The following is a 25027-nucleotide window of genomic DNA, read 5'->3' as shown; positions in this document are numbered from 1 at the left end:
TCGACCTGGTGTCCCGCGAATACGGGGGCGCGACAACGCCATACGGGTAGTGCACTACCCGTGCGCATCCAACCGCCCGAGCCCTACCGTCCGCACTGAGCCCGCACGGCTCTTTCACCCGGGTCGCCTCCATGACGACAGACCACAACCACGATTGGAAACCGAAATGGCAGTCATCAAGCTGGGCAAGGACGTCAAGATCACGACCTTCAGCCCTTCACCCGAACTCGACCCCCTCACCTCGCCGGCGAAACGGCTTGCGCAGGCAGGCTTGCCGCCCCGCCCGACCGACCCGCACCTGCTGGCCCGCTACGAGCGGTTCTTCACCAAGACGAAGAACAAGTTCACCTACGTCGAGCCGACGTTTCGCATCGACCCGACGAAAACCACACACACGCACAAGGGCGCGCACGCCAATGCCGCCCAGAACGGCGGCGGCACCGAGACCTACGACAACTGGTCGGGCGGCGTGGTGTACGCGCCCAGCGGGCAGTCGTTCAAATGGATCGAGGGCGACTGGGTGGTGCCGAACGTGTACCCGTCGGTACAGAACGAATGGCAGTACTGCGCAACCTGGGTCGGCATCGACGGTGACGGCTCCGGTGATGTCTGCCAGGCCGGCATGATCTGCGCGGCCTACCAGAGCGGCAGTTCCATCACGCGCACCGTCTATCCCTGGCACGAGTGGTACCCGTCGAGCTGGGTGGAGATCACCAACCTGGCGGTCAGCCCCGGCGACTTCGTCTCGGTCCTGATCTGCACCGCCCAGGGCGCCGGATCCACAACAGCGACAATCTATTTCGGCAATCACACCAGCGGCGTATCGACCTCCTATCAGATCACGGCGCCCACGGGAACCGCCCTGACGGGAAACAGCGCCGAGTGGGTGGTCGAGACACCCGTCGTCGGCGGTGCGCTGACCAACATGCCGGACTACGGCGAGGTCTTCTTCTCGGTCTGCGAAGCGGCACTGACCAACGGCTCGCTGGTCAACGGCGGCACGGGCAACAACATCAACCTGGTCCAGAACGGCAAGACGCTGTCCACCGGGACGCTGATCACGCCCACGATCGTCGAGTGCCAGTACGCCGGATCGGCACCGTAATCGGCAGCGGGAACGCGGGCACCCTCCGACGCCGGGATCCGGACCCGGTCGTCGGGGGGACGTCCGCATCGAATGCGTCCGAGGTGCCGCTGCGACGAGACCCGCAGGCGGCCGTCTGAGGGGTAACCGACGAATCCGGTTTCGGTCACCGCGCCGGGCGCGGTAGAGTGCAGGACGTGCAGCGGGTGCTCCTCCTCGGACGCCGCGACGGGGTCTGATCCAGACCGGCTTCCCGTCGCGGGCTTTCGATGCGCCGGTCGAGGTTCCTTTGACACCCCGGAGCAATAACCGTGACTTCTCACCCAGACGCCTACAGCTCGACACGAACCATCGTCCATCCGGCCGGTCCGCCGGCGCCCGGACAACCTGCGTGGAACCCTCAGCGCGGCTCGTCCATGCCGGTCAACCGGTACCGGCCCTTCGCCGAGGAAGTCGAGCCCGTCCGGCTGCCCGACCGCACCTGGCCCGACCGGGTCATCACGCGCGCACCCCTGTGGTGTGCGGTGGACCTTCGCGACGGCAACCAGGCGCTGATCGACCCGATGAGCCCGGCCCGCAAGCGCCGCATGTTCGACCTGCTGGTGCGCATGGGATACAAGGAGATCGAGGTCGGCTTTCCGTCGGCCAGCCAGACCGACTACGACTTCGTGCGCGAGATCGTCACCGACGGCGCCATCCCCGACGACGTCACCATCCAGGTCCTCACCCAGTGCCGGCCCGAGCTGATCGAGCGCACCTTCGAGGCGTGCGCGGGCGCACCGCGGGCCATCGTCCACTTCTACAACTCGACGTCGATCCTGCAGCGCCGTGTGGTCTTCCGCGCCGACCGGGCCGCGGTGCAGGCCATCGCCACCGACGGTGCCCGCAAGTGCGTCGAGGAGGCGGCCAAACACCCGGGCACGCAGTGGCGGTTCGAGTACTCGCCGGAGTCCTACACCGGGACCGAACTCGAGTACGCCAAGCAGGTGTGCGACGCCGTCGGCGAGATCATCGCGCCGACGCCGGACAACCCGATCATCTTCAACCTGCCGGCGACCGTGGAGATGGCCACGCCAAACGTTTATGCCGACTCGATCGAGTGGATGAGCCGCAACCTGGCCAACCGTGAATCGGTCATCCTGAGCCTGCATCCGCACAACGACCGCGGAACCGCCGTCGCCGCGGCGGAACTGGGCTATCAGGCGGGTGCCGACCGGATCGAGGGCTGCCTGTTCGGCAACGGCGAGCGCACCGGCAACGTGTGCCTGGTGACGCTGGGCCTCAACCTGTTCTCCCGTGGCGTGGACCCGCAGATCGACTTCTCCAACATCGACGAGATCCGCCGCACGGTGGAGTACTGCAACCAGCTGCCGGTGCACGAGCGTCACCCCTACGGCGGCGACCTGGTGTACACCGCGTTCTCCGGCAGCCACCAGGACGCCATCAACAAGGGCCTCGACGCGATGAAGGTCGCCGCCGACGAGGCCGACGCCGACGTCGACGACATGCTCTGGCAGGTGCCGTACCTGCCGATCGACCCCAAGGACGTCGGGCGCACCTACGAGGCGGTGATCCGGGTCAACTCGCAGTCCGGCAAGGGCGGCGTGGCCTACATCATGAAGGCCGATCACGGCCTGGCCCTGCCACGGCGGTTGCAGATCGAGTTCTCGCGCGTGATCCAAGAGATCGCGGAGGGTACGGCAGGCGAGGGCGGCGAGGTCTCGCCGAAGGAGATGTGGGAGGCGTTCTCCGAGGAATACCTGTCCCCCATCTGGCCGCTGGAGCGCATCAAGCAGCGCGTCGACGCCTCGGAGGAGGACGGCGGCACCACCACCATCGCCGCGACCGTCAAGATCAACGGCGTCGAGACCGAGATCAGCGGTGTCGGCAACGGCCCGCTGGCCGCGTTCGTCGACGCGCTGGCGACGGTCGGCTTCGAGGTGTCCGTCCTGGACTACTCGGAACACGCCATGAGCGCCGGCGAGGAGGCGCAGGCGGCGGCGTATGTCGAGGCGTCCATCAACGGCCAGACGGTGTGGGGCGTCGGCACCGCGCCGTCGCTCACCACCGCGTCGTTGCGCGCCGTCGTGTCGGCCGTGAACCGGGCGTCTCGCTAGGACGTCGGCGGCCGGGCACCATCTCGATCCCGTTCCCCGACGCCGAGTAGCACGGCCGCAACGGCAAGCGCCCGATTCACGCCTAGAACAGAGCCAGCTGGTCGTCGGCCGCCGTCGCGTCGACGAACTCCTCCATGGTGGGCCCGCCGATGACGCCGCGCACCGATTCCATGAACTGCGCGTCGGGGACCACCGGCACGCCCAGCTGCCGCGCCAGGTAGCCCTTGCCCTGTTCGGCGGCGGGATCGTTGCAGACCACCAGCGAGGTCTCCCGGTCGACGGCATCGCTGTAGGCCAGGCCCGCGTGCAAAATGCGCTCGACGAGCTCCTCGTGGGTGCGTCTCACCTCGGCCGCCAGGGCCACCCGCATACCCTGCACCAGCGGCCTGCCCAGCACGTAGCGGCCGGGGTTGAGATACGGGCACGGCATCCGCGCCGCGAGCACCTTCAGCGGACGCAGCTCTTCATGGGTCACCCGGCCGTTCGGCCAGCGGCGCCGCGTCACCGGATGTACCGGCAGCCAGACCTCGCGTTCGCGTGCCCGCGCAAGCGCCGCCGCCAGCACACCCGTCAGCACCAGCGCGTCGTCGAACGCGTCGTGCGGCCGCTCCTGCCGCACGCCCCAGTGCGCCGCCAGAGTTTCCAGGCGCAGGTTTTCGGTGCCCAGGTCCAGCCGGCGGGCCAGCTCCACCGTGCACATGACCGCGTCGACCGGGAGTTCGGCGCCGGCGAGCTCGGCCTCCGCGGCCAGGAACGAGTAGTCGAACGCGACGTTGTGCGCCACCAGCGTGCGGCCGCGCAACACCTCGACGACGTCGCCGACGATCTCGGCGAACTGCGGCTGGTCCTCGAGCATGGCCGCGGTCAGGCCGTGCACATGAGTGGGACCGGGGTCGACGCCGGGATTGAGCAGGCTGACGACGGATTGCTCGACGCGGCCGCCGGAGTCGAGGCCGAGCACCGCGAGGCTGATGATCCGCGCCTGGCCCGGCCGGAAGCCCGATGTCTCGACGTCGATGACGGCCCAGCCCCCGCCCGGCTCGCCCGCCGGCCGACCCCAGGAAACCGCGCTCATGAACGACAGGATGGCACGTCGGGCCGACATCACCCGGTCGCTGCCGCATCGTGTCGGCAATCGGCGCCACATAAACTCACCGGCGTGATCACCACTCGCGCCCGCCTGGCGCTGGCCGCCGGAGCGGGCGCGCGCTGGGCGTCGCGCGTGACCGGCCGCGGCGCCGGGGCGATGATCGGCGGCCTGGTGGCAATGACGCTGGACCGCTCGGTGCTGCGCCAGCTCGCGGCGGGGCGGCGCACCGTCGTCGTCACCGGAACCAACGGCAAGTCGACCACCACGCGCATGACGGCGGCCGCCCTGGGCACGCTCGGCGCCGTCGCCACCAACGCCGAGGGCGCCAACATGGATGCCGGCCTCGTCGCCGCGCTGGCCGCCGACCGCGGTGCCGCGCTGGCGGCGCTGGAGGTCGACGAGATGCACGTCCCGCACGTCATGGACGCCGTGAACGCCGCGGTCGTCATCATGCTCAACCTGTCGCGCGACCAGCTCGACCGAGTCGGGGAGATCAACGTCATCGAACGCACGCTGCGCGCCGGCCTGCTGCGGCACCCGGGGGCGGTGGTCGTCGCCAACTGCGACGACGTGCTGATGACCTCGGCCGCCTACGACAGCGCCAACGTGGTGTGGGTGGCCGCGGGCGGCTCCTGGGCGAACGACTCGGTGAGCTGCCCGCGCAGCGGCGAGGTGATCGTCCGCGAGCGGGGGCACTGGTATTCCACCGGCGCCGACTTCAAGCGCCCCAGCCCGCAATGGTGGTTCGACGACGACACGCTCTACGGCCCCGACGGCCTGGCGCTGCCGATGCGGCTGGCGCTGCCGGGAGCGGTCAACCGGGGCAATGCCGCGCAGGCGGTGGCCGCCGCCGTAGCGCTGGGCGCCGACCCCGCGAAGGCGGTGACGGCGGTCTGCCAGGTCGACGAAGTCGCCGGACGCTACCGGACCGTCCGGCTCGGCGCGCACGAGGCCCGGGTCCTGCTGGCCAAGAATCCGGCCGGCTGGCAGGAGGCGCTGTCGATGGTGGACAAGGGCGCCCCCGGGGTGGTCATCGCGGTCAACGGGCAGGTGCCCGACGGCGAGGACCTGTCGTGGCTGTGGGACGTGCGCTTCGAGCATCTCGAGGAGACCCGGGTCGTCGCCGCCGGCGAGCGCGGCACCGACCTGGCCGTCCGCCTCGGCTACGCGGGCGTCGAGCACACCCTGGTGCACGACACCATGTCCGCCATCGCGTCCTGCCCACCCGGGCGGGTGGAGGTGATCGCCAACTACACGGCCTTCCTCCAATTACAGCGAGCGCTGGCCCGCCATGGCTGAGTCGGCCGTCCGGATCGGGCTGGTGCTGCCCGACGTGATGGGCACCTACGGCGACGGCGGCAACGCCTTGGTGCTGCGCCAGCGGCTGCGCCTGCGCGGCGTTCCCGCCGAGATCGTCGAGATCACGCTGGCCGACCCGGTGCCCGAGGAGCTGGACCTGTACACGCTGGGCGGCGCGGAGGACTACGCGCAGCGGCTGGCCACCCGGCACCTGCTGCGGTATCCGGGGCTCCAGCGCGCGGCGGCCCGGGGCGCGCCGGTGCTGGCGATCTGCGCGGCCGTCCAGGTGCTCGGTCACTGGTACGAAACGTCGGCCGGCGAGCGGGTCGACGGCGTCGGCCTGCTGGACGCCACCACGTCGCCGCAGCAGGCGCGGACCATCGGCGAGTTGGTCACCAAGCCGCTGGCCGCCGGGTTGACCCAGCCGTTGACCGGCTTCGAGAACCATCGGGGCGGCACGGTCCTGGGCGCGGCGGCGGCGCCGTTGGGCGCGGTGGTCAAGGGCGGGGGAAACCGGGCCGGGGACGGCTTCGACGGCGCGCTGCAGGGCTCCGTCGTCGCGACCTACATGCACGGGCCGTGCCTGGCCCGCAACCCGGAGCTGGCCGACCTGCTGCTGGCGAAGGTGGTCGGCGACCTCGCGCCCCTGGAGTTGCCCGAGGTGGACATGCTGCGGCGGGAACGCCTGGCGGCGCGCTGAGGGCCATCCGCCTTCGCGACTGAGGAACCGAGATCAGGCCATCGCCCGGCGGCCCGTCAACGCGCGGCCCAGCGTCAGCTCGTCGGCGAACTCCAGGTCGCCGCCCATCGGCAGCCCCGACGCGATGCGGGTCACGGTCAGGCCGGGGATGTCGCGCAGCATCCTGACCAGGTAGGTGGCGGTCGCCTCGCCCTCGGTGTTGGGATCGGTGGCGATGATCACCTCGGTGATGTCGACGTCGTCGACCCGCTCGCCGATCCGGCTGAGCAGCTCGCGGATCCGCAGCTGTTCGGGGCCGACGCCGGACAGCGGGTCGAGCGCGCCGCCCAGCACGTGGTAGCGGCCCCGGAACTCGCGGGTGCGCTCGACGGCCTGGACATCCTTGGGCTCCTCGACCACGCACACGAGCGACCCGTCGCGCCGCGGATCGGAACAGATCCTGCAGCGCTCGTCGTCGGAGACGTTGCCGCACACCGCACAGAACCGCACGCCGTCGCGCACCTTGGCGAGCACCCCGGTCAGCCGGTCGATCTCGGGCGGTTCGACCGACAGCAGATGGAAGGCGATGCGCTGCGCGCTCTTGGGCCCGATCCCCGGCAGCTTGCCGAGCTCGTCGATCAGATCCTGGACAGGTCCCTCAAACATGCGGGTGCGACGTCACAGCTCCGGCATGCGCGTCGGCGGCGCGGGCGGCTGGCCCACCGGCTGCGCCTGCGGAGCGCCCATCCCGCCGGCCAGCGCGCCGAGCCGCTCCTGCGCCATCTTGGTGACCTGCTTGGACGCGTCGCCCATGGCGCCGACGATCAGGTCCTGCAGGGTCTCGATGTCGTTGGGATCGACGACCTGGGGATCGATCTGCACCCCGATCACCTCGCCGCTGCCCTTGACGACGACCTTGACCAAGCCCCCACCGGCCTGGCCGTGGATCTCGGCGTTGGCGAGCTGTTGCTGGGCCTGAAGTAGCTTTTGCTGCATCTGCTGCGCCTGGGCGAGCAGCGCCGACATGTCGCCTCCGGGTTGCATGACAATTCCCTCGCATCTTGGTCTCGAGTTGGTTTCGCCTGTGGATGTCGGGCGATTCGAAACCCCCAGCGTAGACGCGCGCCGCTACCTTTGCGCCGTGGACCTACGAGTGAGCACCCGTGTCGGAATCAGACTGGCGTTCGGTGCGTTGGTCGCGGCCTCGGCGGCGATCATCCCGACGGCGATCCCGGCCGCCTGGCCGGCCCCTTCCAACATCGCCGGGATGGTGGTTTTCATCGACCCCGGCCACAACGGCTCCAACGACGCTTCGATCACCCGCCAGGTGCCCACCGGCCGCGGCGGCACCAAGGACTGCCAGACCAGCGGTACGGCGACCAACACCGGGTACCAGGAGCACACCTTCAACTGGGACACCGCGCTGCGCCTGCGCGCCGAGTTGAACGCGCTGGGCGTCCGGACGGCCATGTCACGCGGCAACGACACCGGCCTCGCACCGTGCGTCGACGAGCGCGCCAACATGGCCACCGCGTTGCATCCCAACGCGATCCTGAGCATCCACGCCGACGGCGGCCCGCCGTCGGGCCGGGGCTTCCACGTCAACTACTCGGCGCCACCGCTGAACCAGACGCAGGCCGGGCCGTCGGTCCAGTTCGCCCGAATCATGCGCGACCAGATGCAGGCGTCGGGCATCCCTCCCGCCAACTACATCGGCCAGGGCGGCCTCTACGGGCGCTCCGACCTGACCGGCCTGAATCTGGCGCAGTACCCGTCGATCCTGGTCGAGTGCGGCAACATGAAAAACCCGGCGGACTCGGCGCTGATGGAGTCGCCCGACGGCAGGCAGAAGTACGCCGACGCGCTCACCCGCGGGGTCGCGGGCTTCCTGGCCACCCAGGGCCAGGCGCGCTAGGCCTCCAGCTGCCTCTTGAGGTTGCCCAGCACCTCCGCCTGAATCCTCTTCAGGCCCAACGGCGCAAACGTCTTCTCGAAGAAGCCCTTGACGCCGCCGGCGCCGGTCCAGCTGGTCTTCACCGTGACGCTGGAGCCGGGCCCGGCGGGAGCCACCGTCCAATTGGTCACCATCGACGAATTCGCGTCCTTCTCGATGACGGTGTGGCCGGCGACGTCGACGTCGACCCGGACGTCGCGCACGCGTGACTTGGTCGCCTGCAGCTTCCACTTGGCGACGGTGCCGGCCCCCTGCCCGCCCTGCAGCACCTGGTATTCGCTGTACTGGGGCGAAAGGATCTTCGGGCGCACCGTCTGATAGTCGGCGACGGCCGCCAGGGTGGCCGCGGGCTCGGCGTTGATCAGAATCGTGCTGGCTGCGCTCACCTGTCCCAAGAGAAACTCCTCGTGTATCGGCCTGCGATCCGCCCGCGCACGGGTGCACGGCCAGTTGTCGAAGACTAGGGTATATGTGGTGCCAGTCCCTGGATCTGCACTGTCGAACCATCGGTCGGGCGTCGAGCGGTTGCTGGCCAGCTATCGGTCCATCCCGGCAACCTCCGCCGTCCGACTTTCCAAGCCGACGTCAAACCTGTTCCGCGCCCGGACCAAACGCGACGCGCCCGGGCTGGACACCTCGGGCCTGACCGGCGTCCTGTCCGTCGATCCCGACGCCCGCACCGCCGACGTCGCCGGCATGTGCACCTACGAGGACCTGGTCGCCGCGACGCTGCCGTACGGCCTTTCGCCACTTGTCGTCCCGCAATTGAAGACCATCACCCTCGGCGGCGCGGTCAGCGGCCTGGGCATCGAGTCGGCGTCGTTTCGCAACGGCCTGCCCCACGAATCGGTGCTCGAGATGGACATCCTCACCGGCGCCGGGGATCTGCTCACCGCATCGCGCACCCAGCATTCGGACCTGTTCCGCGCTTTTCCCAATTCCTATGGTTCCCTTGGGTATTCGACCCGGCTCCGGATCGAGCTGGAACCTGTCCCGCCCTTTGTTGCGTTGCGGCACATCAGGTTTGGCTCGCTGCCGGACATGATCTCGGCGATGGAACGCATCATCGACACCGGCGGCCAGGGCGGCACCCCCGTGGATTATCTGGATGGGGTGGTGTTCAGCCCCGACGAGAGCTACCTGTGCGTGGGCAGACGCACCGCGACGCCCGGGCCGGTCAGCGACTACACCGGCAAGGACATCTACTACCAGTCGATCCGCCACGACTCCCCCGGCTCGAACGGTGCGCAGGGGGCCGTCAAAGACGACCGGCTCACCATCCACGACTACTTCTGGCGCTGGGACACCGACTGGTTCTGGTGCTCGCGCGCGTTCGGCATGCAGAACCCGGCGGTGCGGCGCTGGTGGCCGCGCCGCTATCGGCGCAGCAGCGTCTACTCCAAGCTCGTCGGCCTCGACCAGCGCTTCGGTGTGTCCGACTGGGTCGAGAAGCGCAACGGACGTCCGGCCCGCGAGCGGGTGGTGCAGGACGTCGAGGTGCCCGTCGAGCGGGCCTGCGAATTCCTGGAGTGGTTCCTGGCCACCGTGCCCATCACGCCGCTGTGGTTGTGCCCGCTGCGGCTGCGCGAGCCCGAGGGCTGGCCCCTGTACCCGATGCGGCCGGACCACACCTACGTCAACATCGGGTTCTGGTCCTCTGTGCCGGCGTCGGCCACCGAGGGTGCGACCAACCGGATGATCGAAGCCGAGGTGAGCCGCCTGCACGGGCACAAGTCGCTGTACTCGGATTCCTTCTACTCCCGCGAGGAGTTTGACGCGCTCTACGGCGGAGAAACCTACAACACCGTAAAGAAGACCTACGATCCCGATTCTCGTCTCCTCGATCTCTACGCGAAGGCGGTGCAACGGCGATGACGGCGACCAAAGACCCGAACCGCACCCTGGCGCGCAAGCTCAGCATGGCCGAGGTGCTGGAAATCTTCACCGCGGCGGCGCGCGAGCCGCTGAAGCTCACCGCGTACGACGGCAGCAGCGCGGGATGCCAGGACGCCGTCCTGGGGCTGGATCTGCGGACCCCCCGCGGCGCCACCTACCTGGCCACGGCGCCCGGTGAGCTCGGCCTCGCGCGCGCGTACGTGTCGGGCGATCTGCAGACCTACGGCGTGCATCCCGGTGACCCGTACCAACTGCTCAAGACGCTGACCGACCGGGTGCAGTTCAAGCGGCCGTCGGCGCTGGTGCTGGCGAACGTGGTGCGTTCGATCGGCCTCGAGTGTCTGCTGCCGGTCGCGCCGCCGCCGCAGGAGGCGCCGCCGCGGTGGCGCCGGGTCGCCGACGGCCTCATGCACAGCAAGCACCGGGACGCCGAGGCCATCCACCACCACTACGACGTGTCCAACACCTTCTACGAGTGGGTGCTGGGGCCGTCGATGACCTACACCTGCGCGGTCTACCCCGACGCCGACGCGACACTGGAAGAGGCCCAGGACAACAAGTACCGGCTGATCTTCGACAAGCTGCGGCTGCAGCCCGGCGACCGGCTGCTCGACGTCGGCTGCGGCTGGGGCGCAATGGTGCGCTACGCGGCGCGCCAGGGTGTGCGGGTGATCGGCGCGACGTTGTCGGCCGAGCAGGCCAAGTGGGCCCAGCGGGCGATCGAACATGAAAGGCTGGGGCGGCTGGCCGAGGTGCGCCACTGCGACTACCGCGACGTGCCCGAGGTCGACTTCGACGCCGTCTCGTCGATCGGGCTGACCGAGCACATCGGGGTCAAGAACTACCCCGCATACTTCGGCTTCCTGAAGTCCAAGTTGCGCACCGGCGGCCTGCTGCTCAACCACTGCATCACCCGGCACGACAACCGGTCGACGTCGTTCGCGGGCGGTTTCACCGACCGCTACGTCTTCCCCGACGGGGAGCTGACCGGCTCGGGGCGCATCCTGACCGAGATCCAGGACGCCGGCTTCGAAGTCTTGCACGCCGAGAACTTCCGGCGCCACTACGCGATGACGCTGCGCGACTGGTGCCGCAACCTGGTCGAGCACTGGGACTCCGCAGTCGCCGAGGTGGGGTTGCCCACCGCCAAAGTGTGGGGCCTGTACATGGCGGCCTCGCGGGTGGCCTTCGAGCAGAACAACCTTCAGCTGCACCACGTGTTGGCAGCCAACGTCGACGCGCGCGGCGACGACGCCCTGCCGCTGCGGCCGTGGTGGCGGCCCTGAGGACCTAGCCGGCGCCGTCGATGCGCCGCGCCCCCAGCTCGCTCTGCAGCAATTCGAGTGCGACCTCTTCGGGGTCGCGCCGCGGTCCCGAGGGCTCCTCGCGCACGGCTTCGGCGAGCATGTGCTCCTCCTCCTCGTCGCGCTGCGCGGACACCAGGTCCGGGGCGGGCGCGACCGGCCTGGCCGCGGGGGGCCCAACGGGGCTGCCGGGGTGGGCTTGCGCGGCGGCCGGTCCGCCGGTCTCGCACCGCACCCGCCAGTTCACCCCGAGCGCATCCTTGAGCGCCTCGGCGATCACGTCGGCGTTGCGCTGTTCGGACAGCCGCTTGGCCAGCGGCGCCGACGCGTGCGCCAACACCAGGGTGTCGTCTTCCAGCGCGAGCACCGTGGCGCCGGCCAACATCACCTCGGTGGTGCGGCTGCGCTGACGCACCTTGTCGCGGACCGTCGGCCACATGGCGCGCACCGCCGCCGCGTTGAGTTCCCCGGGGGCCGCGGTCGGTTCGGGCGCCGGCGCGGCCGGGGCGGGTTCGGGCGCGCGCTGCGGCTCGGGCCGGGGCGTGGGCGCGACCGCCGGCTCGGCGGGCCGGGCGGCCGTTCGGCGGGGACGGACGGGCGGGGCCGGCGGTTCGGCGGGCGCCGGCCGGGGCGGGGGCGCGACGACCTCGGCGCCCGGGATCGACACGCCCAGCCGGGTCTCGATCCGCTCGATGCGCTGCAGCAGCGCCGCCTCGGTGTCGCTGGCCGAGGGCAACAGCAGCCGCGCGCACACGACCTCCAGCAACAGCCGCGGCGCCGTCGCCCCGCGCATCTCCCCGAGGCCGGCCTGCACCACCTCGGCGTAGCGGGTCAGCGTCCCCGGGCCGAGCCGGGTCGCCTGCTCGCGCATCCGGTCGAGCACGTCCTCGGGCGCGTCCACCACGCCGCGGCTGACGGCATCCGGTACGGCCTGCAGCACGATCAGGTCCCGGAAGCGCTCCAGGAGATCGGTGGCGAAGCGGCGCGGATCGTGCCCCGCGTCGATCACCGACTCCACCGCGCCGAACAACGCGGCGGCGTCACCGGCGGCCAGCGCGTCGACGGCCTCGTCGATCAGCGCGACGTCGGTGGCGCCCAACAGGCCCAGCGCGCGCTGGTAGGTCACGTGCGAGCCCGCCGGACCTGCTTCGGATCCGGCGACGAGTTGGTCGAGCACCGACAGCGTGTCGCGCGGCGAGCCACCGCCGGCGCGGATCACCAGCGGATACACGGCGTCGTCGACGACGACACCCTCCTGCTCGCAGATCCGCCCGATCAGCGCCCGCATCGTCTTCGGCGGCAGCAGCCGGAACGGGTAGTGGTGGGTGCGCGACCGGATAGTCGGCAACACCTTCTCCGGTTCGGTGGTGGCGAAGATGAAAATGAGGTGCTCGGGTGGTTCCTCGACGATCTTGAGCAGCGCGTTGAAGCCCGCGGTGGTCACCATGTGCGCCTCGTCGACGATGAAGACCCGGTAGCGCGACTGCGCCGGCGCGTAGAACGCGCGGTCGCGGAGCTCGCGGGTGTCGTCCACGCCGCCGTGGCTGGCCGCGTCCAGCTCCACCACGTCGATGCTGCCGGGCGCGTTGGGCGCCAGCGCGGTGCACGACTCGCACACGCCGCACGGCTGCGACGTGGGCCCCTGCACACAGTTCAGGGACCGGGCCAGGATGCGCGCCGACGAGGTCTTCCCGCACCCGCGCGGCCCGGAGAACAGGTAGGCATGGTTGATCCGCCCGGCGTCCAAAGCGATGGACAGCGGTTCGGTGACGTGCTCCTGCCCCACGACCTGGGCGAAGGTTGCCGGTCGGTATTTGCGGTAGAGGGCCACGGTCAGCAGGCTACCGGGGACCGGTGACGATCTCAGCCCACGCCGGAAGACGCGGAGACCAGCAGCGACTCCGACGCCGCCAGCAGCGCGCAGGTGGCCAGCCCGTCGACCGCGTCGCGCAGATCCGGCAACGACGGGAAGGTGGGCGCGATGCGAATGTTCTTGTCGTCCGGGTCTTTCCGGTACGGGAACGACGCCCCCGCCTCGGTGACCGCGATGCCGGCATCCTTGGCCAGTGCGACGGTCCGCCGCGCGGTGCCGGGCAGCACGTCGAGGCTGATGAAGTAGCCGCCCTTCGGCTCGGTCCACGAGGCGATCTTGGAGCCGCCGAGGCGATCCTGCAGGACCTCCAGCGCCAGCGCGAACTTCGGGGCCAGGATCTGCTGGTGGCGCAGCATGTGCAGGCGCACGCCGTCGGCGTCACCGAAGAACCGCAGGTGCCGCAGCTGGTTGACCTTGTCCGGGCCGATCGACTTCTTGCCCGCGTACTGCAGGTACCACGCGATGTTGCCCAGCGATCCGCCCAGGAAGCTGACGCCGGCCCCGGCGAAGGTGATCTTGGAGGTCGACGCGAACACGTACGGACGGTTCGGGTTGCCCGCCTTGGCCGCGAGCCCCAGCACGTCGACCTGCCGGACGAAGTCGTGCGTCAGGGTGTGCACGGCGTAGGCGTTGTCCCAGAACAGCCGGAAATCCGGTGCGGCCGTGCGCATCTGGACCAGCCGGCGCACCGTTTCCCACGAGTAGGTGACCCCGGTCGGGTTCGCGAACACCGGCACCGCCCACATCCCCTTGATGGCGGGATCGGCGGCCACGAGCTCCTCGATGAGGTCGACGTCCGGGCCGTCCTGCAGGATCGGGACGGGGATCATCTCGACGCCCATCGTCTCGGTGATGGCGAAGTGCCGGTCGTAGCCGGGGACCGGGCACAGGAACTTGACGGCCGGCTCGTCCTTCCACGGCCGCTGCGAGTCCACGCCGCCGTAGAGCATCGAGAAGGCCACGAGGTCGTGCATCAGCTCGAGGCTGGAGTTGTTGCCCGCGATCAGGTTCTGCACCGGCATGCCGAGCAGCTCGGCGAAGATGGCCCGCAGCCCGGGCAGGCCGTGCAGGCCGCCGTAGTTGCGGGTGTCGGTGCCCTCGGCGTCGCGGTAGTCGTCGCCGGGCAGGCTCAACAGCTGGTTGGACAGGTCGAGCTGCGCCGGGGCCGGCTTGCCGCGGGTCAGGTCCAGCGACAGCTTCTTGGCCTGCAGCTGCGTGTAGTCCTGCTGGTGGCGGACGTGCGCCGCGTCGAGTTCTTCGGGGCTGAGGGAATCCAACGACACCATGGGCTCTTTCGCTGTCGGACCTTGCAGAGGGGGGCTCCCGGCACGCGGGCCGGGGCCCCGACATCAGGGGACCCCGCGCACCCGACAGAGCCCATTGACCCTTGCTGCCTTCCGGCCCTGGGGGAGTTCACAGGATAGACGCCGCGCGGGGTCCATCGCGAGTGTAATACCTGGCGCGCGGGGCCCGGCGGCGGCAGTCTCGGCGGCCCGGCCCACTCGGCTACCATGGCCACGGAGGATTCGCCTAGTGGCCTATGGCGCTCGCCTGGAACGCGGGTTGGGTTAACAGCCCTCGCGGGTTCAAATCCCGCATCCTCCGCAACCGGTCCGCAACGCGGACGTGCACGATGACGTGTGGGTTCTGATCGCCTTCGGCTGGCGCGAGCTCACCAGCCTGAGGAGGCATATGGGCCGCAAGTGGTTCGTGCTGTGGCACGCGCTCTTCTCGCTGGCCGCCGGCGTCCTTTACTTCTTCTGCGTCCTGCCCCGCTGGTACGAGCTGATGGGCGAGATGCCGCAGGCGTTGGGAATGGCCGGCCGGATCGCGGCGGGGGCGCTGGTCGGCTTGGCGGCTCTGCCGGTGGTGTTCGTCTTGCTGCGCAGCCGCAAACCGGAGCTGGGGACCCCGCAGCTCGCCCTGTCGATCAGGACGTGGTCGATCGTGGCCCACGTGTTGGCCGGTGTGCTCATCGTCGGCACCGCGATCAGCGAGATCTGGCTCAAGCTCGACTCGGTCGGGCAGTACCTGTTCGCGATCTACGGCGCGGCCGCCGCGATCGCGCTGCTCGGCATGTTCGGGTTCTACCTGTCCTTCGTCGCCGAGCTGCCGCCACCGCCGCCCAAACCCATCAAGGCCAAGAAACCCGCGAGTCGTCGCCTGGGCCGCAAAAAGGACGCTGAGAAGGCGCAGACGAGCGCGGCGCCCGAGTCCGACGAACCCGCGACCGCCGAGGCAGGCGAGCCGGAGGCCGAGGAGCCCGGCGCGCCGGAAGCGGCGCCGGGGCCGGCCGCCGACAGCGCCGACACCGCCGAAGCCGGGTCGGCGGAGGAGGAAGACGAGGCCGGGGCGTCGGAGGACGCCGGGGCCTCGCAAGACGCCGGGGCCGGGCTGCGCAACCGCCGCCCGACGGGCAAGGGCTCGCACCGGATGCGGCGCAGGCGCACCCGCGGCGGCGTCGCGCTCGACGAACAGCCCAACGAGTAGCGGTCAGTCGCGGCAGCGAAGCCGCTCCACGTAGTCGGCGATGCGCTGTCGCGTCTCCTCGGCACCCCACATCCGGCGCACCTCGTCGTCGACGCCGGCGCGCTCGCGGATCCGCGCCATGGTCGGGGCCCGCAGCTGGGCCTTGGTGTGGGCGTAGGCGTCCGCCGGGATGCCGTCGAGGTCCCAGGCCTCGGCCACGGCGGCACCGAGAAGGTCGTCGGTGACGACGCAATCGGCCAGGCCGGCGGCGACGGCCTCGGCTCCCCGGTAGGTGCGGCCCCCGAGCAGTACCTCCTCGGCGTGGCGTCCGCAGGCGTGACGCGTCACCTCGAGCGCGGCGACGGGGAAGGGCACGCCGACGCGGACCTCGGCCGCGCCGATCGCGGCGTCCGGGCCGATCAGTCGGCGGTCGCACGCGCACGCGAGCACGCACCCACCCGCGATCGCCGCGCCGTTGATCGCGGCGACGGTCGGGGCGGGATAGCAGAACAGCGCCTCGTAGGTCTCCGAGAGCGCCGTGACCAGCCGGTCGGTGTAGTCCGAGCCGCTCTCCACGACGCGTTTGAGGTCCACCCCGGCGCTGAACACCTGCCCCGCGCCGGTGACGACGAGCGCGTCGGCCCCCGAGACCCGCAGGTCGCGCACCGCCAGGGTGAGCTCCTCGAGCAGCTCGACGTCGAGTGCGTTGACCCGGCCCGACGACAGGGTCAGCACCTGCGCCGTGCCCGCGGTCCGGATCTCGATCACGGCCGGTTCCCGCTCAGCGATCCGCCACGACGAGGATCACCGGGATGTCGGTGTTCTCGTCGGTGTGGTAACTGGCGCACACCCGGTGGTAGCCGTCGGCGATCTGCAGCGGGACCCCGGTCGCGAAGTCGCCGCGCACCAGCAGGATGGGCGACAGCGGCTGGCCCTTCTTGATCTTCGACAGATCGGCGGCCACATGCGGGTTGTCGGTGGGCAACAAGATCAGCTGCGCCGCCCGCAGGATGTCCTTGGCCTTCTTGTGCACGATGCTGCCGGCCTGCAGCCGATCGGTCACCTCTTTGACGGTGTGCGCGTCGGCAAGCAACGCAAGGTAGTCGGCTGCCGCCGGAAAGTCGTGCGCCTCAGGCTTTTCCAACCACTTCACGCTGGGCATCGCAGGCGTCTCCCTTCGCCGGGCGTCGTCGCGCCGACATCGAGGCAGCCTACCGCGGGGTTTGCTGTCGGACCCGCCGGCCGTGCATCCGGCGACGATTGTTCGGCGATTCGCGTCGCGAAATTCACTGTCGCCCGGCGCGGCATCTTTCCCTATGCTGAGCGAGTGCCAAACAACTATCGAGTCGTGCAGTGGAACACCGGAAACGTGGGCAAGAGCTCGCTGAAGTCGATCGCCGACAACCCGACGCTGGAACTCATCGGGTGCTTCGCCTGGTCCCCGGACAAGGTCGGCCGCGACGCCGGCGAGCTGGTCGGTATCGCCCCGCTCGGGGTCGCCGCCACCAACGACGTGGACGAACTCCTCGCACTCAAACCGGACTGCGTCGTCTACAACCCGATGTGGTTCAGCGTCGACGAGGTGGTGCGGATCCTGTCCGCGGGCGCCAACGTCGTCACCACGGCGTCGTTCATCACCGGGCACAACCTGGGCGAGGGCCGCCGGCGAATCCTGGACGCCTGTGAGAAGGGCGGCGCCACCATCTTCGGGTCCGGCGTGAGCCCGGGCTTCGCCGAGCTGCTGGCGATCGTCTCGGCGATGGTGTGCAACCGCATCGACAAGGTCACCGTCAGCGAGGCCGCAGACACCACGTTCTACGACTCACCCGAGACGGAGAAGCCGGTGGGCTTCGGTCAGCCGATTCACTACCCCGACCTGCCGTCGATGGCCGCCAAGGGGACGGCGATCTTCGGCGAGGCCGTCCGGCTGGTGGGCGACGCGCTCGGCGTCGAACTCGACGACGTCACGTGCGTCGCCGAGTTCGCCCAGACCACGGCGGATCTCGAGATGGCGTCGTGGACCATCCCCGCGGGCCACGTCGCGGGCACCTACATCAGCTGGCAGGGCATCGTCGACGGCAAGACACTCATCGACCTCAACGTCCGCTGGCGCAAGGGGCAGACGCTGGAACCCGACTGGAAGATCGAGCAGGACGGCTGGGTGATCCAGATCGACGGGCAGCCGACGGTGACCACCAAGGTCGGCTTCCTGCCGCCGCCCTACTTCGAGGCCACCACTCTCGAGGAGTTCATGGATCTCGGCCACATCATGACGGCGGTGCCCGCCATCAACGCGATCCCGGCCGTCGTGGCCGCGGCGCCCGGCATCGCCACCTACGCCGACCTCCCGCTGACGCTGCCCCGCGGCTTCGCCAGGACCTGACCCGAGCCGGCTGTCAGGGAGTCGGATTGTCGGGGGCTTCCTGGGGGTGCTCGCGGGCGCCCTCACCCGGCGGTGCCTCCCGGAGGTATCTGCGGAGGCGGATCAACTGATTGGCCACCATGCCGATGCCCAGCAGCATCAGCCCCGCCACTACCGCCACCACGATCGCGGTGCTCACGCACACCATCATGACAGTGATCGCCGCGACGGTGGGTTTCGCGAGCACCTCCGACCGGGTAGTTAGAACCATCAACTCGAAGGGAGCACGCACATGAGCGGCGAAGACAAGCTGAAGAACAAGATCGAGGATTTGGGCGGGCGGGCCAAAGAAGCCGTCGGTAAGGTGACCGGCGACGCCGACACCAAGAACGAGGGCCGCGCCGACCAGGCGAATTCGAGCCTCAAGGATGCCGGCGAGAAGGTGAAGGACGCCTTCAAGAAGTAGGTGAGCAGAGGTTTGTCGGCGACACACGTTCACGCGGCGCGCCGGCTCACCGCCCTTGTCGCAATGACGGTGGCGGTGGCCGGTGCGTCGTCGTCAGGTGCGACCACCCCGTCGGCGCGGGCCGATTCCTGTCCCGACGTCGAGGTGGTGTTCGCCCGCGGTTCCGGGGAGGCCCCGGGCCTCGGCAGCGTCGGCGGGCCCTTCGTGGACGCGTTGCGCTCGCAGATCGGCTCGCGCTCGCTCGCCGTCTACCCGGTCAACTACCCGGCCAGCACGGACTTCGCCAGCAGCGATTTCCCGGCGATGTTCATCGAGGGAATCCGCGATGCCAGCGCCCACATCGAGTCCGTGGCCGCGAACTGCCCCAACACCCGAGAGGTCATCGGGGGGTACTCGCAGGGCGCGGCCGTCGTCGGCTACGCGACTTCACCGGCCATCCCGCAGGGCGCGCCGCCGGGGGTGCCGCCGCCGCTGCCGCCCCAGATCGCCAACCACATCGCCGCGGTGACGCTGTTCGGAACGCCATCGGGCCAGTTCCTGGACAAATATCACGCGCCCGCGCTCGTCATCGGCCCGCAGTACCAGGCCAAGACCCTCGAGCTGTGCGCCTCCGGCGACGGAATCTGCGGCAACGGCGGCGACCCGGCGGCCCACGTCTCCTACCCGATCAACGGCATGACCGGCCAGGCCGCCGACTTCGCGTCCAGCCACCTGTGACCATGCGCGTTCTGGTCACCGGCGGCACCGGCTTTGTGGGCGGGTGGACCGCAAAGGCCATCGCCGACGCGGGCCACGACATCCGGTTTCTGGTGCGCAACCCGGCGCGGCTCGAGACGTCCGTCGCCACGCTGGGCGTGGACACCTCCGACTTCGCCGTCGGCGACATCACCGACCGGGTGTCGGTGCGGGAGGCGTTGCAGGGCTGCGACGCCGTGGTGCACAGCGCCGCCCTGGTGGCCACCGATCCGCGCCGGACCGCCGACATGCTCGCCACCAACATGCAGGGGGCGCAGAACGTCCTCGGGCAGTCCGTCGAACTGGGCCTGGACCCGATCATCCACGTGTCGAGCTTCACCGCGCTGTTCCACAAGGACCTGGACACGCTGACGGCGGACCTGCCGGTCGTCGGCGGCGCCGACGGCTACGGAACCTCCAAGGCGCAGGTCGAGATCTACGCGCGCGGCCTGCAGGACGCGGGCGCACCGGTGAACATCACCTATCCGGGTATGGTGCTCGGCCCGCCGGTCGGCAATCAGTTCGGGGAGGCCGGCGAGGGCGTCAAGGCCGCCGTGCAGATGCACACCATCCCCGGACGCGGCGCGGCCTGGCTGATCGTCGACGTCCGCGACCTGGCCGCGCTGCACGCGGCCTTGCTGGAGCCCGGCCGCGGTCCGCGCCGGTACACCGCGGGCGGCCACCGTGTTGCGGTGCCCGAGCTTGCCGCCATCCTCGGCGACGTCGCCGGCACGGCGATGGTCGCCGTGCCGATCCCCGACACCGCGCTGCGCGTCGCGGGGGCGGTGCTGGACCAGGCCAGCCGCTTCCTGCCCTTCGAGACGCCCATCACCTGGGCGGGAATGCAGTACTACACCCAGATGCCGGCCTCTGACGACTCCCCCAGCGAGCGGGAGCTCGGCGTCACCTACCGCGACCCGCGAGAGACCGTCGCCGACACCTATGCCGCCCTCCGGCGCTGAGGGGCGTCCGGGGATGCGGGGCCGGCGGGCGACCTCTCCGACGTCGTGGGAGGGCAACTAGCCGGCGGGCTTGATCTCCAGGCCGACGTGCACCTTGTCGATGCCCCCGCGGACGATCGAGTGCGGAATGAACCACCACGCGTGGTACCAGTAGCGCTTGATCACGGCGTTGTAGACGCGCCGGGTCTCCGACTTCGGTAGCACCCGCGCGACGCCCTCGACCGCGTCGCTCTTGGGTTTGCCCAGGGCGGCACTCTTGGCGAGCGTCACTCTGGGCGTGTTCTTGATCCGCTTGGTCTTCCAGGAGCCGTCGTCGGTGATGACCAGCAGCTTGTCGCCTTCGGGCACCCCCCAGATCGGGGTCGGCTTGGGGCGGCCATCCTTGGTGAAGGTGGTCAGGAGCAGATACTTCGACGAGATGACGTCGGTGAAGGTGGTGGCCACGCTGGTGTCCTTGTCTATCGGTGGTTGCCAGAGACCTTTCCCCAATAGTTCACCTTTTTAATCATCTCGGCGGGTGCGGGACAGGTCGATGACGGCCACCCTCGTCGCGGCGCAGCCGTTCGGCGATCGCGCGGCCGACTCCCGGTTGCGACCTTGACCGCCGCGGGCCGGGGATGCAAGCATGTCAACTAATTATTTGGGCGGTCGCTCAGGTATCGGACTCCACGGGAAACGAGACGGCTCGATGGCGCTGATCTTCGGGGCGGTCCACCGGGTCGCCTTGGGACACGCCCGCCACGCCGATCTGCCCGCGGCGCAGGGCATTCGCCCATGACCGCCTCGCGGCCACCGAGGGCACGCGATTCGACCACCCGCGACATGCTGGTGGACGCCACGAGTCAACTCATGGTCGAGGAGGGCTACGCCGCGGCCACGTCACGCCGGGTGGCCGCCAAGGCGGGAGTCAAGCCCGCGCTCGTGCACTACTACTTCCCCACGATGGACGAGCTGTACCTGGCGGTCTTCCGCCGCGGTGCCGCGATCTACCTGCAGCGCCAGCAGAAGGCGCTGGCTTCCGACCGCCCGCTGCACGCGTTCTGGGAAACCCTGACCGAACCCAAGGACACCCGGCTGCTGCTGGAGTTCATGGGACTGGCCAACCACCGCAAGGAGATCCGGGCGGAGATCGCCGCCTGGTCGGAGCGGTGGCGCGAGCAGCAGATCACCGCCCTGAATTTCATTGTGCGCCAGCATGAGCTGGACGCCGAGGAATATCCTGCCGCCGGGCTCGCCGTCATCATCACCGCGATCGGCCGCACCCTGATCCTGGAGCAGGGTCTGGGTTCGTCCGGGGGACACGATGACGCCGTCGCGTTGGTCAACCGCCTGCTCGACCGCTTCGAGATGCCGGCACCCCGGTCTCGCCGTCCCACCGGGGACTAGCTGGGCACCACCCGCAGCCGCTCCCAGCCCCGGACCGTCGACGTCGACGCCAATTGGGCGGTGCCGTAGTCGATTCCCCACTCCGGCCAGCGGTTGAGCATCTCGTCGAGGGCGACGCGGCCTTCCAGTCGCGCCAGGTTCGCACCCAGGCAGTAGTGCACGCCCTTGCCGAACGTGATGTGCGAGATGTTGTCACGATGGATGTCGAAGGCGTCGGGATCGGTGTAGCGGCGATGATCGCGGTTGGCGGCGCCGAACAGCAGCAGCATGGCGCTGCCCGCCGGAACCGTCCTGCCGTAGCAGGTGAAATCCTGTGCCATCCAACGGGCCACGTGGGGGCCGGTGGGTTCGAAGCGCAGTGTCTCGTCGACCGCGCGGTTCAGCAGCGACCGGTCCTCGTGGATCTGCCGGCGCTGGTCCGGATGCTCGGCGAGCACCTTGGCCAGCCAGCCGATCAGCCGGCCGGTGGTCTCGTTGCCCGCACCGGCGACCACCTGGGTGTAGTGCAGCACTTCGTTGCGGGTCAGCTTGCGGTGAACGCCTTCGTCGTCGTCGAACTCGACGTTGAGCAGCACCGTCATCAGGTCGTCGGACGGGTTGCGCGAGCGCCACTCGACGTAGTCGGCGTATATCCGGCCGTCGGCGATCGAGTCGGCGTCGGCCACCTTCAGCGGCGCGCCGGGTTTGGTGCGCAGGTTGGCGTCGTTGGCGTCGCGGACCGAGACCTGCTCGGACTCGGGGATTCCCAACAGCATGCCGATCACCCTCATGGGCATCATCGAGGCGAGCTCGGCGATGATGTCGAAGCTCGAGGAGCCCACCAGCGGATCCAGACACCGCACGCAGTACTGGCGGATCTGGTCTTCGAGCTCGGCCATCCGGCGTGGGGTGAAGACGCGCGACATCAGGCCGCGCAGCCTGGTGTGCTCGGGCGGGTCCTGGAACATCATGACGCCGCCGGGCATGTCGTATGTCGACTTGACCAGCTCGAGGATGTCGCTGCGGCGGCTGGAGAAGACCTGCCAGTTCGCCAGCGCCTGCTCGACGTCGGAATGCCTTGATAGGGCCCAGAAGTCGTACGTCTGGTTGTAGTAGATCGGCGCCTCCTCACGCAGCCGGGCGTAGACCGGGTACGGATCGGCGATGATGTCGACGTCGTAGGGGTCGTAGTAGACGTCCGTGTCGTTGGCCAGAGTCATCGGGCTCCTCACTTCGCGCTCCCAGTTTTGGGCGATCGCCCAAATCTGGGTGCAGGCCCTGTCTAGCAGTTGTCCGATTCGCGAGTCAAGCGTTCAGCGCGGCGTCGATCAGCGTGGCGGCGGCTGTGCGGGCATGCGCGACGGGTGCGGTGTCGTTCAGCGACGTCGCCATCGCCGCGGCGCCCTCGAAGAGGACGGCCAGCTGCCGGCCCAACAGGTCGGGATCGGCGGCGCCGGCCTCGCGCGCGAGCGCGACCAGGCGGCCCGTAACGCGCAGCTTGTGCGAGCGCACGATGTCGTCGGCACTCACCAGGAAGCCGGCGGATTCAACGGCGGCATTGTGAAAGGGGCAGCCGCGCAACACATCCCGGCTCGGCATCTCGAAGATGCCCAGCAGTCGGTCCCGGGCGGCCAGGGTCGTGTCGTCCAGGCGCCGTTCGGCCGGCAGGCCCCGAGCCTCGAAGCCGCGCAGGTAGGCGTCGACAAGGTCATTCTTGCTGGCGAAGTGCGCATAGAGCGTCCGCTTCGACACGTGGGCCTCGCGTGCGATCGATTCGACCCCGGTCGCGTGGATTCCGTTGCGGTAGAAGAGCCGGGCCGCGGCGCGCTCGATCCTCTCGCGTGCCCCGCGCCCGCTCGCGCGCGGCGCGCGGGTGGGTGCTGACATGCCGTCACGTTACACCGATCGGTTTACATCCGTCGACGATGCGGTTAGGCTGACGCCAGCAGGTAAACCGATCAGTTTCCTCTACCAGGGATGGACGGATGACCCAGGACGCTCGCGGCAACACCGAGACCGCGGTCGGAGCCGGTTGGGGCGCGCGACAGTCGCGCGAACTGACCTGGCACGACCCGATGACGACGCAGGCCAGCGTCGCGTCGATGTCGGGTCTCGCCTACTGGCAGGCGGTCGTGGCAGCAGAACTGCCGCCACCGCCCATCGGCGAGCTCATGCGGATGAGCGCCGTCGAGGTGGACCACGGGCGCATCGCGTTCGCCTGCACGCCGGACGGATCCATGTACAACCCGCTTGGGGTGGTGCACGGCGGCGTGATGTGCACCCTGCTCGACACGGTGACCGGCTGCGCGCTGCACACCACGCTGCCGGTGGGTGTCGCCTACACCTCCATCGAGATCAAGGTCAACTACCTGAGCCCGGTCACCGTCTCCAGCGGACCGGTGACCGCCGTCGGGACCGTCGTCAAGGCCGGATCGCGGGTCGGCTTCGCCGAAGCGAAGGCCGTCGACGCCAACGGAAAGCTGGTCGCCACCGCGACGAGCACGCTGCTGATCTTCGAAACGCCCGGTCACGCAAAACCATCCGGCAGCAACGGAAACAATCCCTGAAAGGCCCGCCATGCCAACCGTCCTGATCACCGGTGCAAACCGCGGCATCGGCCGCGCCCTCGCCGGCGAGTTCGCCCGGCGCGGGCACCGCGTCGTGGCCACCGCCCGTGACCCGCACACCCTGGAGGACCTGGACGTCGGCCGGCGGCTCGCGCTCGACGTGACCGACGACGCGAGCGTCGCCGCGGCGGTTGCCGAAGCCGGCGACGTCGACGTCGTCGTCGCCAACGCCGGGCGCATCTTCTACGCGGCCGTCGAGGCCACTCCGCTGCCGGAATTGCAACGACTGTTCAACCTCAACACGGTCGGGGCGATCCGGGTGGCCCAGGCGTTCCTGCCGCAGATGCGGTCCCGCGGAACGGGGAAGCTCGTCTTCATGTCCAGCGTCCTCGGGCGCGTGGTGCCGCCACCGAGCGCGGCCTACTCGTCGACGAAATGGGCGCTGGAGGCCCTGATCGAAGCGCTGGCCATCGAGGTGGCGCCCTTCGGTGTCCAGGCGGCGCTACTCGAGCCGGCCGCGGTCAGCTCCGGTGCCCTCGACGACGTGACGACCTACACCCTGCCCGGCGACCCCTACGCCGCGCTGCTGGCCGGCGGCGGGCCGCGCGACGGGATCATCACCCCCGCGCAGGTCGCCGCCGAGGTGGTCGACGCCGTGGAGAAGCCTCAGCTGCCGCTGCGCATCCCTATCGGCGACGCCGCGCGGGCGCTGTTGGCCGCCCGGCGCGCCGCACCCGACGATGTGCCGTTTGTCGCGGCGGGGGCCGAAACCTAGCCGGTCGTCGGGCGCGTCCGTCGCGCCGCG

Annotated in this window: 27 protein-coding genes, 1 tRNA gene and 1 other RNA gene; 16 read left to right on the top strand and 13 right to left on the bottom strand. The window is 69.8% G+C overall.

Annotation, left to right across the window (positions count from 1 at the left end; genetic code table 11):
* Window positions 1-166: 166 nt before the first annotated feature.
* Together G6N48_RS20950 and leuA are read left to right on the top strand one after the other, a co-directional pair.
* Window positions 167-1105, top strand: coding sequence for a G1 family glutamic endopeptidase (locus G6N48_RS20950; protein ID WP_085271227.1), 939 nt, complete (start codon window positions 167-169; stop codon window positions 1103-1105).
* A 290-nt stretch (window positions 1106-1395) separates the two neighbouring features.
* Entirely contained in the window at window positions 1396-3201 is a 1806-nt protein-coding gene (gene leuA, locus G6N48_RS20945) for a 2-isopropylmalate synthase (RefSeq protein WP_085271228.1), read from the top strand.
* Between the two features lie 82 nt (window positions 3202-3283).
* Here leuA and G6N48_RS20940 read toward each other — a convergent pair whose 3' ends face one another.
* Window positions 3284-4276, bottom strand: coding sequence for a DEDDh family exonuclease (locus G6N48_RS20940; protein ID WP_085271238.1), 993 nt, complete (start codon window positions 4274-4276; stop codon window positions 3284-3286).
* Between the two features lie 84 nt (window positions 4277-4360).
* On the opposite strand from G6N48_RS20940, the gene G6N48_RS20935 reads away from it, so the two are divergent.
* Window positions 4361-5590, top strand: coding sequence for a Mur ligase family protein (locus tag G6N48_RS20935; RefSeq protein WP_085271229.1), 1230 nt, complete (start codon window positions 4361-4363; stop codon window positions 5588-5590).
* A complete protein-coding gene (locus G6N48_RS20930; protein ID WP_085271230.1) occupies window positions 5583-6290 on the top strand; it encodes a type 1 glutamine amidotransferase in 708 nt (235 codons plus the stop codon). Before G6N48_RS20935 ends, G6N48_RS20930 begins: the two co-directional genes overlap by 8 nt.
* 33 nt (window positions 6291-6323) lie before the next feature.
* On the opposite strand, the gene recR is transcribed toward G6N48_RS20930, so the two are convergent.
* Window positions 6324-6935: a recombination mediator RecR gene (gene recR, locus G6N48_RS20925; protein WP_085271231.1), complete on the bottom strand. Its 612-nt coding sequence runs from the start codon at window positions 6933-6935 to the stop codon at window positions 6324-6326.
* Between the two features lie 12 nt (window positions 6936-6947).
* Complete coding sequence (locus G6N48_RS20920) at window positions 6948-7313, bottom strand: YbaB/EbfC family nucleoid-associated protein (protein ID WP_085271232.1); 366 nt, start codon at window positions 7311-7313, stop codon at window positions 6948-6950.
* A 97-nt stretch (window positions 7314-7410) separates the two neighbouring features.
* On the opposite strand from G6N48_RS20920, the gene G6N48_RS20915 reads away from it, so the two are divergent.
* On the top strand, window positions 7411-8184 hold the full coding sequence (locus G6N48_RS20915) for an Rv3717 family N-acetylmuramoyl-L-alanine amidase (protein ID WP_085271239.1): 774 nt from the start codon (window positions 7411-7413) through the stop codon (window positions 8182-8184).
* Here G6N48_RS20915 and G6N48_RS20910 read toward each other — a convergent pair.
* On the bottom strand, window positions 8181-8618 hold the full coding sequence (locus G6N48_RS20910) for an SRPBCC family protein (protein ID WP_085271233.1): 438 nt from the start codon (window positions 8616-8618) through the stop codon (window positions 8181-8183). The genes G6N48_RS20915 and G6N48_RS20910 overlap by 4 nt on opposite strands.
* A 76-nt stretch (window positions 8619-8694) precedes the next feature.
* Between G6N48_RS20910 and G6N48_RS20905 the strand changes: the two genes are divergently transcribed.
* Together G6N48_RS20905 and G6N48_RS20900 are read left to right on the top strand one after the other, a co-directional pair.
* Complete coding sequence (locus G6N48_RS20905; RefSeq protein ID WP_085271234.1) at window positions 8695-10098, top strand: FAD-binding oxidoreductase; 1404 nt, start codon at window positions 8695-8697, stop codon at window positions 10096-10098.
* Window positions 10095-11405, top strand: a complete 1311-nt coding sequence (locus tag G6N48_RS20900) for a class I SAM-dependent methyltransferase (protein WP_197745598.1) — start codon at window positions 10095-10097, stop codon at window positions 11403-11405. The genes G6N48_RS20905 and G6N48_RS20900 overlap by 4 nt, the downstream gene beginning before the upstream one ends.
* Before the next feature lie 4 nt (window positions 11406-11409).
* Here the strand turns inward: G6N48_RS20900 and G6N48_RS20895 are convergent, their stop codons facing one another.
* The 3 genes from G6N48_RS20895 to ffs form a co-directional block, all read right to left on the bottom strand.
* Window positions 11410-13254: a DNA polymerase III subunits gamma/tau gene (locus G6N48_RS20895; protein WP_163670889.1), complete on the bottom strand. Its 1845-nt coding sequence runs from the start codon at window positions 13252-13254 to the stop codon at window positions 11410-11412.
* Between the two features lie 32 nt (window positions 13255-13286).
* Complete coding sequence (locus G6N48_RS20890; protein ID WP_139825870.1) at window positions 13287-14579, bottom strand: aminotransferase class I/II-fold pyridoxal phosphate-dependent enzyme; 1293 nt, start codon at window positions 14577-14579, stop codon at window positions 13287-13289.
* 65 nt (window positions 14580-14644) lie between these two features.
* Window positions 14645-14739, bottom strand: an RNA gene (gene ffs, locus G6N48_RS20885) — signal recognition particle sRNA small type.
* 76 nt (window positions 14740-14815) lie between these two features.
* Here ffs and G6N48_RS20880 point away from each other — a divergent pair.
* Window positions 14816-14901 (top strand) — tRNA-Ser (locus G6N48_RS20880).
* A gap of 87 nt (window positions 14902-14988) precedes the next feature.
* Window positions 14989-15786: a hypothetical protein gene (locus G6N48_RS20875; protein WP_085270319.1), complete on the top strand. Its 798-nt coding sequence runs from the start codon at window positions 14989-14991 to the stop codon at window positions 15784-15786.
* A 3-nt stretch (window positions 15787-15789) separates the two neighbouring features.
* Here the strand turns inward: G6N48_RS20875 and G6N48_RS20870 are convergent, their stop codons facing one another.
* Window positions 15790-16533, bottom strand: a complete 744-nt coding sequence (locus G6N48_RS20870) for an enoyl-CoA hydratase/isomerase family protein (protein ID WP_085270317.1) — start codon at window positions 16531-16533, stop codon at window positions 15790-15792.
* A 13-nt stretch (window positions 16534-16546) separates the two neighbouring features.
* Window positions 16547-16927: a hypothetical protein gene (locus G6N48_RS20865; protein ID WP_085270316.1), complete on the bottom strand. Its 381-nt coding sequence runs from the start codon at window positions 16925-16927 to the stop codon at window positions 16547-16549.
* A gap of 165 nt (window positions 16928-17092) precedes the next feature.
* On the opposite strand from G6N48_RS20865, the gene G6N48_RS20860 reads away from it, so the two are divergent.
* A complete protein-coding gene (locus G6N48_RS20860) occupies window positions 17093-18148 on the top strand; it encodes an NAD(P)H-dependent amine dehydrogenase family protein (protein ID WP_085270315.1) in 1056 nt (351 codons plus the stop codon).
* A 13-nt stretch (window positions 18149-18161) separates the two neighbouring features.
* Here G6N48_RS20860 and G6N48_RS20855 read toward each other — a convergent pair whose 3' ends face one another.
* Entirely contained in the window at window positions 18162-18398 is a 237-nt protein-coding gene (locus G6N48_RS20855; RefSeq protein WP_139825869.1) for a hypothetical protein, read from the bottom strand.
* A gap of 21 nt (window positions 18399-18419) precedes the next feature.
* On the opposite strand from G6N48_RS20855, the gene G6N48_RS20850 reads away from it, so the two are divergent.
* The 3 genes from G6N48_RS20850 to G6N48_RS20840 all read left to right on the top strand — a co-directional run bounded on the left by G6N48_RS20850 (window position 18420) and on the right by G6N48_RS20840 (window position 20290).
* Complete coding sequence (locus tag G6N48_RS20850) at window positions 18420-18593, top strand: CsbD family protein (protein ID WP_085270313.1); 174 nt, start codon at window positions 18420-18422, stop codon at window positions 18591-18593.
* 63 nt (window positions 18594-18656) lie between these two features.
* Window positions 18657-19310: a cutinase family protein gene (locus G6N48_RS20845; protein ID WP_085270312.1), complete on the top strand. Its 654-nt coding sequence runs from the start codon at window positions 18657-18659 to the stop codon at window positions 19308-19310.
* A 2-nt stretch (window positions 19311-19312) separates the two neighbouring features.
* Window positions 19313-20290, top strand: coding sequence for an SDR family NAD(P)-dependent oxidoreductase (locus G6N48_RS20840; RefSeq protein ID WP_085270311.1), 978 nt, complete (start codon window positions 19313-19315; stop codon window positions 20288-20290).
* A gap of 57 nt (window positions 20291-20347) precedes the next feature.
* Here G6N48_RS20840 and G6N48_RS20835 read toward each other — a convergent pair whose 3' ends face one another.
* Window positions 20348-20734 (bottom strand): PPOX class F420-dependent oxidoreductase, encoded by a 387-nt coding sequence (locus G6N48_RS20835; RefSeq protein ID WP_085270310.1) that lies wholly within the window; start codon window positions 20732-20734, stop codon window positions 20348-20350.
* Window positions 20735-21064: 330 nt separating this feature from the next.
* On the opposite strand from G6N48_RS20835, the gene G6N48_RS20830 reads away from it, so the two are divergent.
* Window positions 21065-21676 carry a TetR/AcrR family transcriptional regulator gene (locus G6N48_RS20830; RefSeq protein ID WP_085270309.1) on the top strand — a complete coding sequence of 204 codons (612 nt, stop codon included), beginning with the start codon at window positions 21065-21067 and terminating at the stop codon, window positions 21674-21676.
* Here G6N48_RS20830 and G6N48_RS20825 read toward each other — a convergent pair.
* Window positions 21673-22875, bottom strand: coding sequence for a cytochrome P450 (locus tag G6N48_RS20825; RefSeq protein ID WP_085270308.1), 1203 nt, complete (start codon window positions 22873-22875; stop codon window positions 21673-21675). The genes G6N48_RS20830 and G6N48_RS20825 overlap by 4 nt on opposite strands.
* Before the next feature lie 85 nt (window positions 22876-22960).
* Window positions 22961-23542, bottom strand: a complete 582-nt coding sequence (locus G6N48_RS20820; protein ID WP_085270307.1) for a TetR/AcrR family transcriptional regulator — start codon at window positions 23540-23542, stop codon at window positions 22961-22963.
* Window positions 23543-23640: 98 nt separating this feature from the next.
* On the opposite strand from G6N48_RS20820, the gene G6N48_RS20815 reads away from it, so the two are divergent.
* Together G6N48_RS20815 and G6N48_RS20810 are read left to right on the top strand one after the other, a co-directional pair.
* Window positions 23641-24222 carry a PaaI family thioesterase gene (locus G6N48_RS20815; protein WP_085270306.1) on the top strand — a complete coding sequence of 194 codons (582 nt, stop codon included), beginning with the start codon at window positions 23641-23643 and terminating at the stop codon, window positions 24220-24222.
* A 10-nt stretch (window positions 24223-24232) separates the two neighbouring features.
* On the top strand, window positions 24233-24997 hold the full coding sequence (locus tag G6N48_RS20810) for an SDR family NAD(P)-dependent oxidoreductase (RefSeq protein ID WP_085270305.1): 765 nt from the start codon (window positions 24233-24235) through the stop codon (window positions 24995-24997).
* Window positions 24998-25027 lie beyond the last annotated feature (30 nt).

It is taken from the genome of Mycobacterium parmense (assembly GCF_010730575.1).
Taxonomy (GTDB): Bacteria; Actinomycetota; Actinomycetes; order Mycobacteriales; family Mycobacteriaceae; genus Mycobacterium; species Mycobacterium parmense.
This window is presented reverse-complemented; position numbering and strand designations above follow the sequence as displayed.

What these genes read in the sequence shown, in the direction of transcription:
- G6N48_RS20810 (WP_085270305.1), top strand. Translation starts at nt 24,233, where the DNA reads ATGCCAACCGTCCTGATCACCGGTGCAAACCGCGGCATCGGCCGCGCC.
- G6N48_RS20830 (WP_085270309.1), top strand. Translation starts at nt 21,065, where the DNA reads ATGACCGCCTCGCGGCCACCGAGGGCACGCGATTCGACCACCCGCGAC.
- G6N48_RS20950 (WP_085271227.1), top strand. Translation starts at nt 167, where the DNA reads ATGGCAGTCATCAAGCTGGGCAAGGACGTCAAGATCACGACCTTCAGC.
- G6N48_RS20850 (WP_085270313.1), top strand. Translation starts at nt 18,420, where the DNA reads ATGAGCGGCGAAGACAAGCTGAAGAACAAGATCGAGGATTTGGGCGGG.
- G6N48_RS20930 (WP_085271230.1), top strand. Translation starts at nt 5,583, where the DNA reads ATGGCTGAGTCGGCCGTCCGGATCGGGCTGGTGCTGCCCGACGTGATG.
- G6N48_RS20865 (WP_085270316.1), bottom strand. Translation starts at nt 16,927, where the DNA reads ATGCCCAGCGTGAAGTGGTTGGAAAAGCCTGAGGCGCACGACTTTCCG.
- G6N48_RS20820 (WP_085270307.1), bottom strand. Translation starts at nt 23,542, where the DNA reads ATGTCAGCACCCACCCGCGCGCCGCGCGCGAGCGGGCGCGGGGCACGC.
- G6N48_RS20920 (WP_085271232.1), bottom strand. Translation starts at nt 7,313, where the DNA reads ATGCAACCCGGAGGCGACATGTCGGCGCTGCTCGCCCAGGCGCAGCAG.
- G6N48_RS20845 (WP_085270312.1), top strand. Translation starts at nt 18,657, where the DNA reads ATGACGGTGGCGGTGGCCGGTGCGTCGTCGTCAGGTGCGACCACCCCG.
- G6N48_RS20815 (WP_085270306.1), top strand. Translation starts at nt 23,641, where the DNA reads ATGACCCAGGACGCTCGCGGCAACACCGAGACCGCGGTCGGAGCCGGT.
- G6N48_RS20855 (WP_139825869.1), bottom strand. Translation starts at nt 18,398, where the DNA reads ATGGTTCTAACTACCCGGTCGGAGGTGCTCGCGAAACCCACCGTCGCG.
- recR (WP_085271231.1), bottom strand. Translation starts at nt 6,935, where the DNA reads ATGTTTGAGGGACCTGTCCAGGATCTGATCGACGAGCTCGGCAAGCTG.
- G6N48_RS20875 (WP_085270319.1), top strand. Translation starts at nt 14,989, where the DNA reads ATGGGCCGCAAGTGGTTCGTGCTGTGGCACGCGCTCTTCTCGCTGGCC.
- G6N48_RS20940 (WP_085271238.1), bottom strand. Translation starts at nt 4,276, where the DNA reads ATGAGCGCGGTTTCCTGGGGTCGGCCGGCGGGCGAGCCGGGCGGGGGC.
- G6N48_RS20840 (WP_085270311.1), top strand. Translation starts at nt 19,313, where the DNA reads ATGCGCGTTCTGGTCACCGGCGGCACCGGCTTTGTGGGCGGGTGGACC.
- G6N48_RS20900 (WP_197745598.1), top strand. Translation starts at nt 10,095, where the DNA reads ATGACGGCGACCAAAGACCCGAACCGCACCCTGGCGCGCAAGCTCAGC.
- G6N48_RS20825 (WP_085270308.1), bottom strand. Translation starts at nt 22,875, where the DNA reads ATGACTCTGGCCAACGACACGGACGTCTACTACGACCCCTACGACGTC.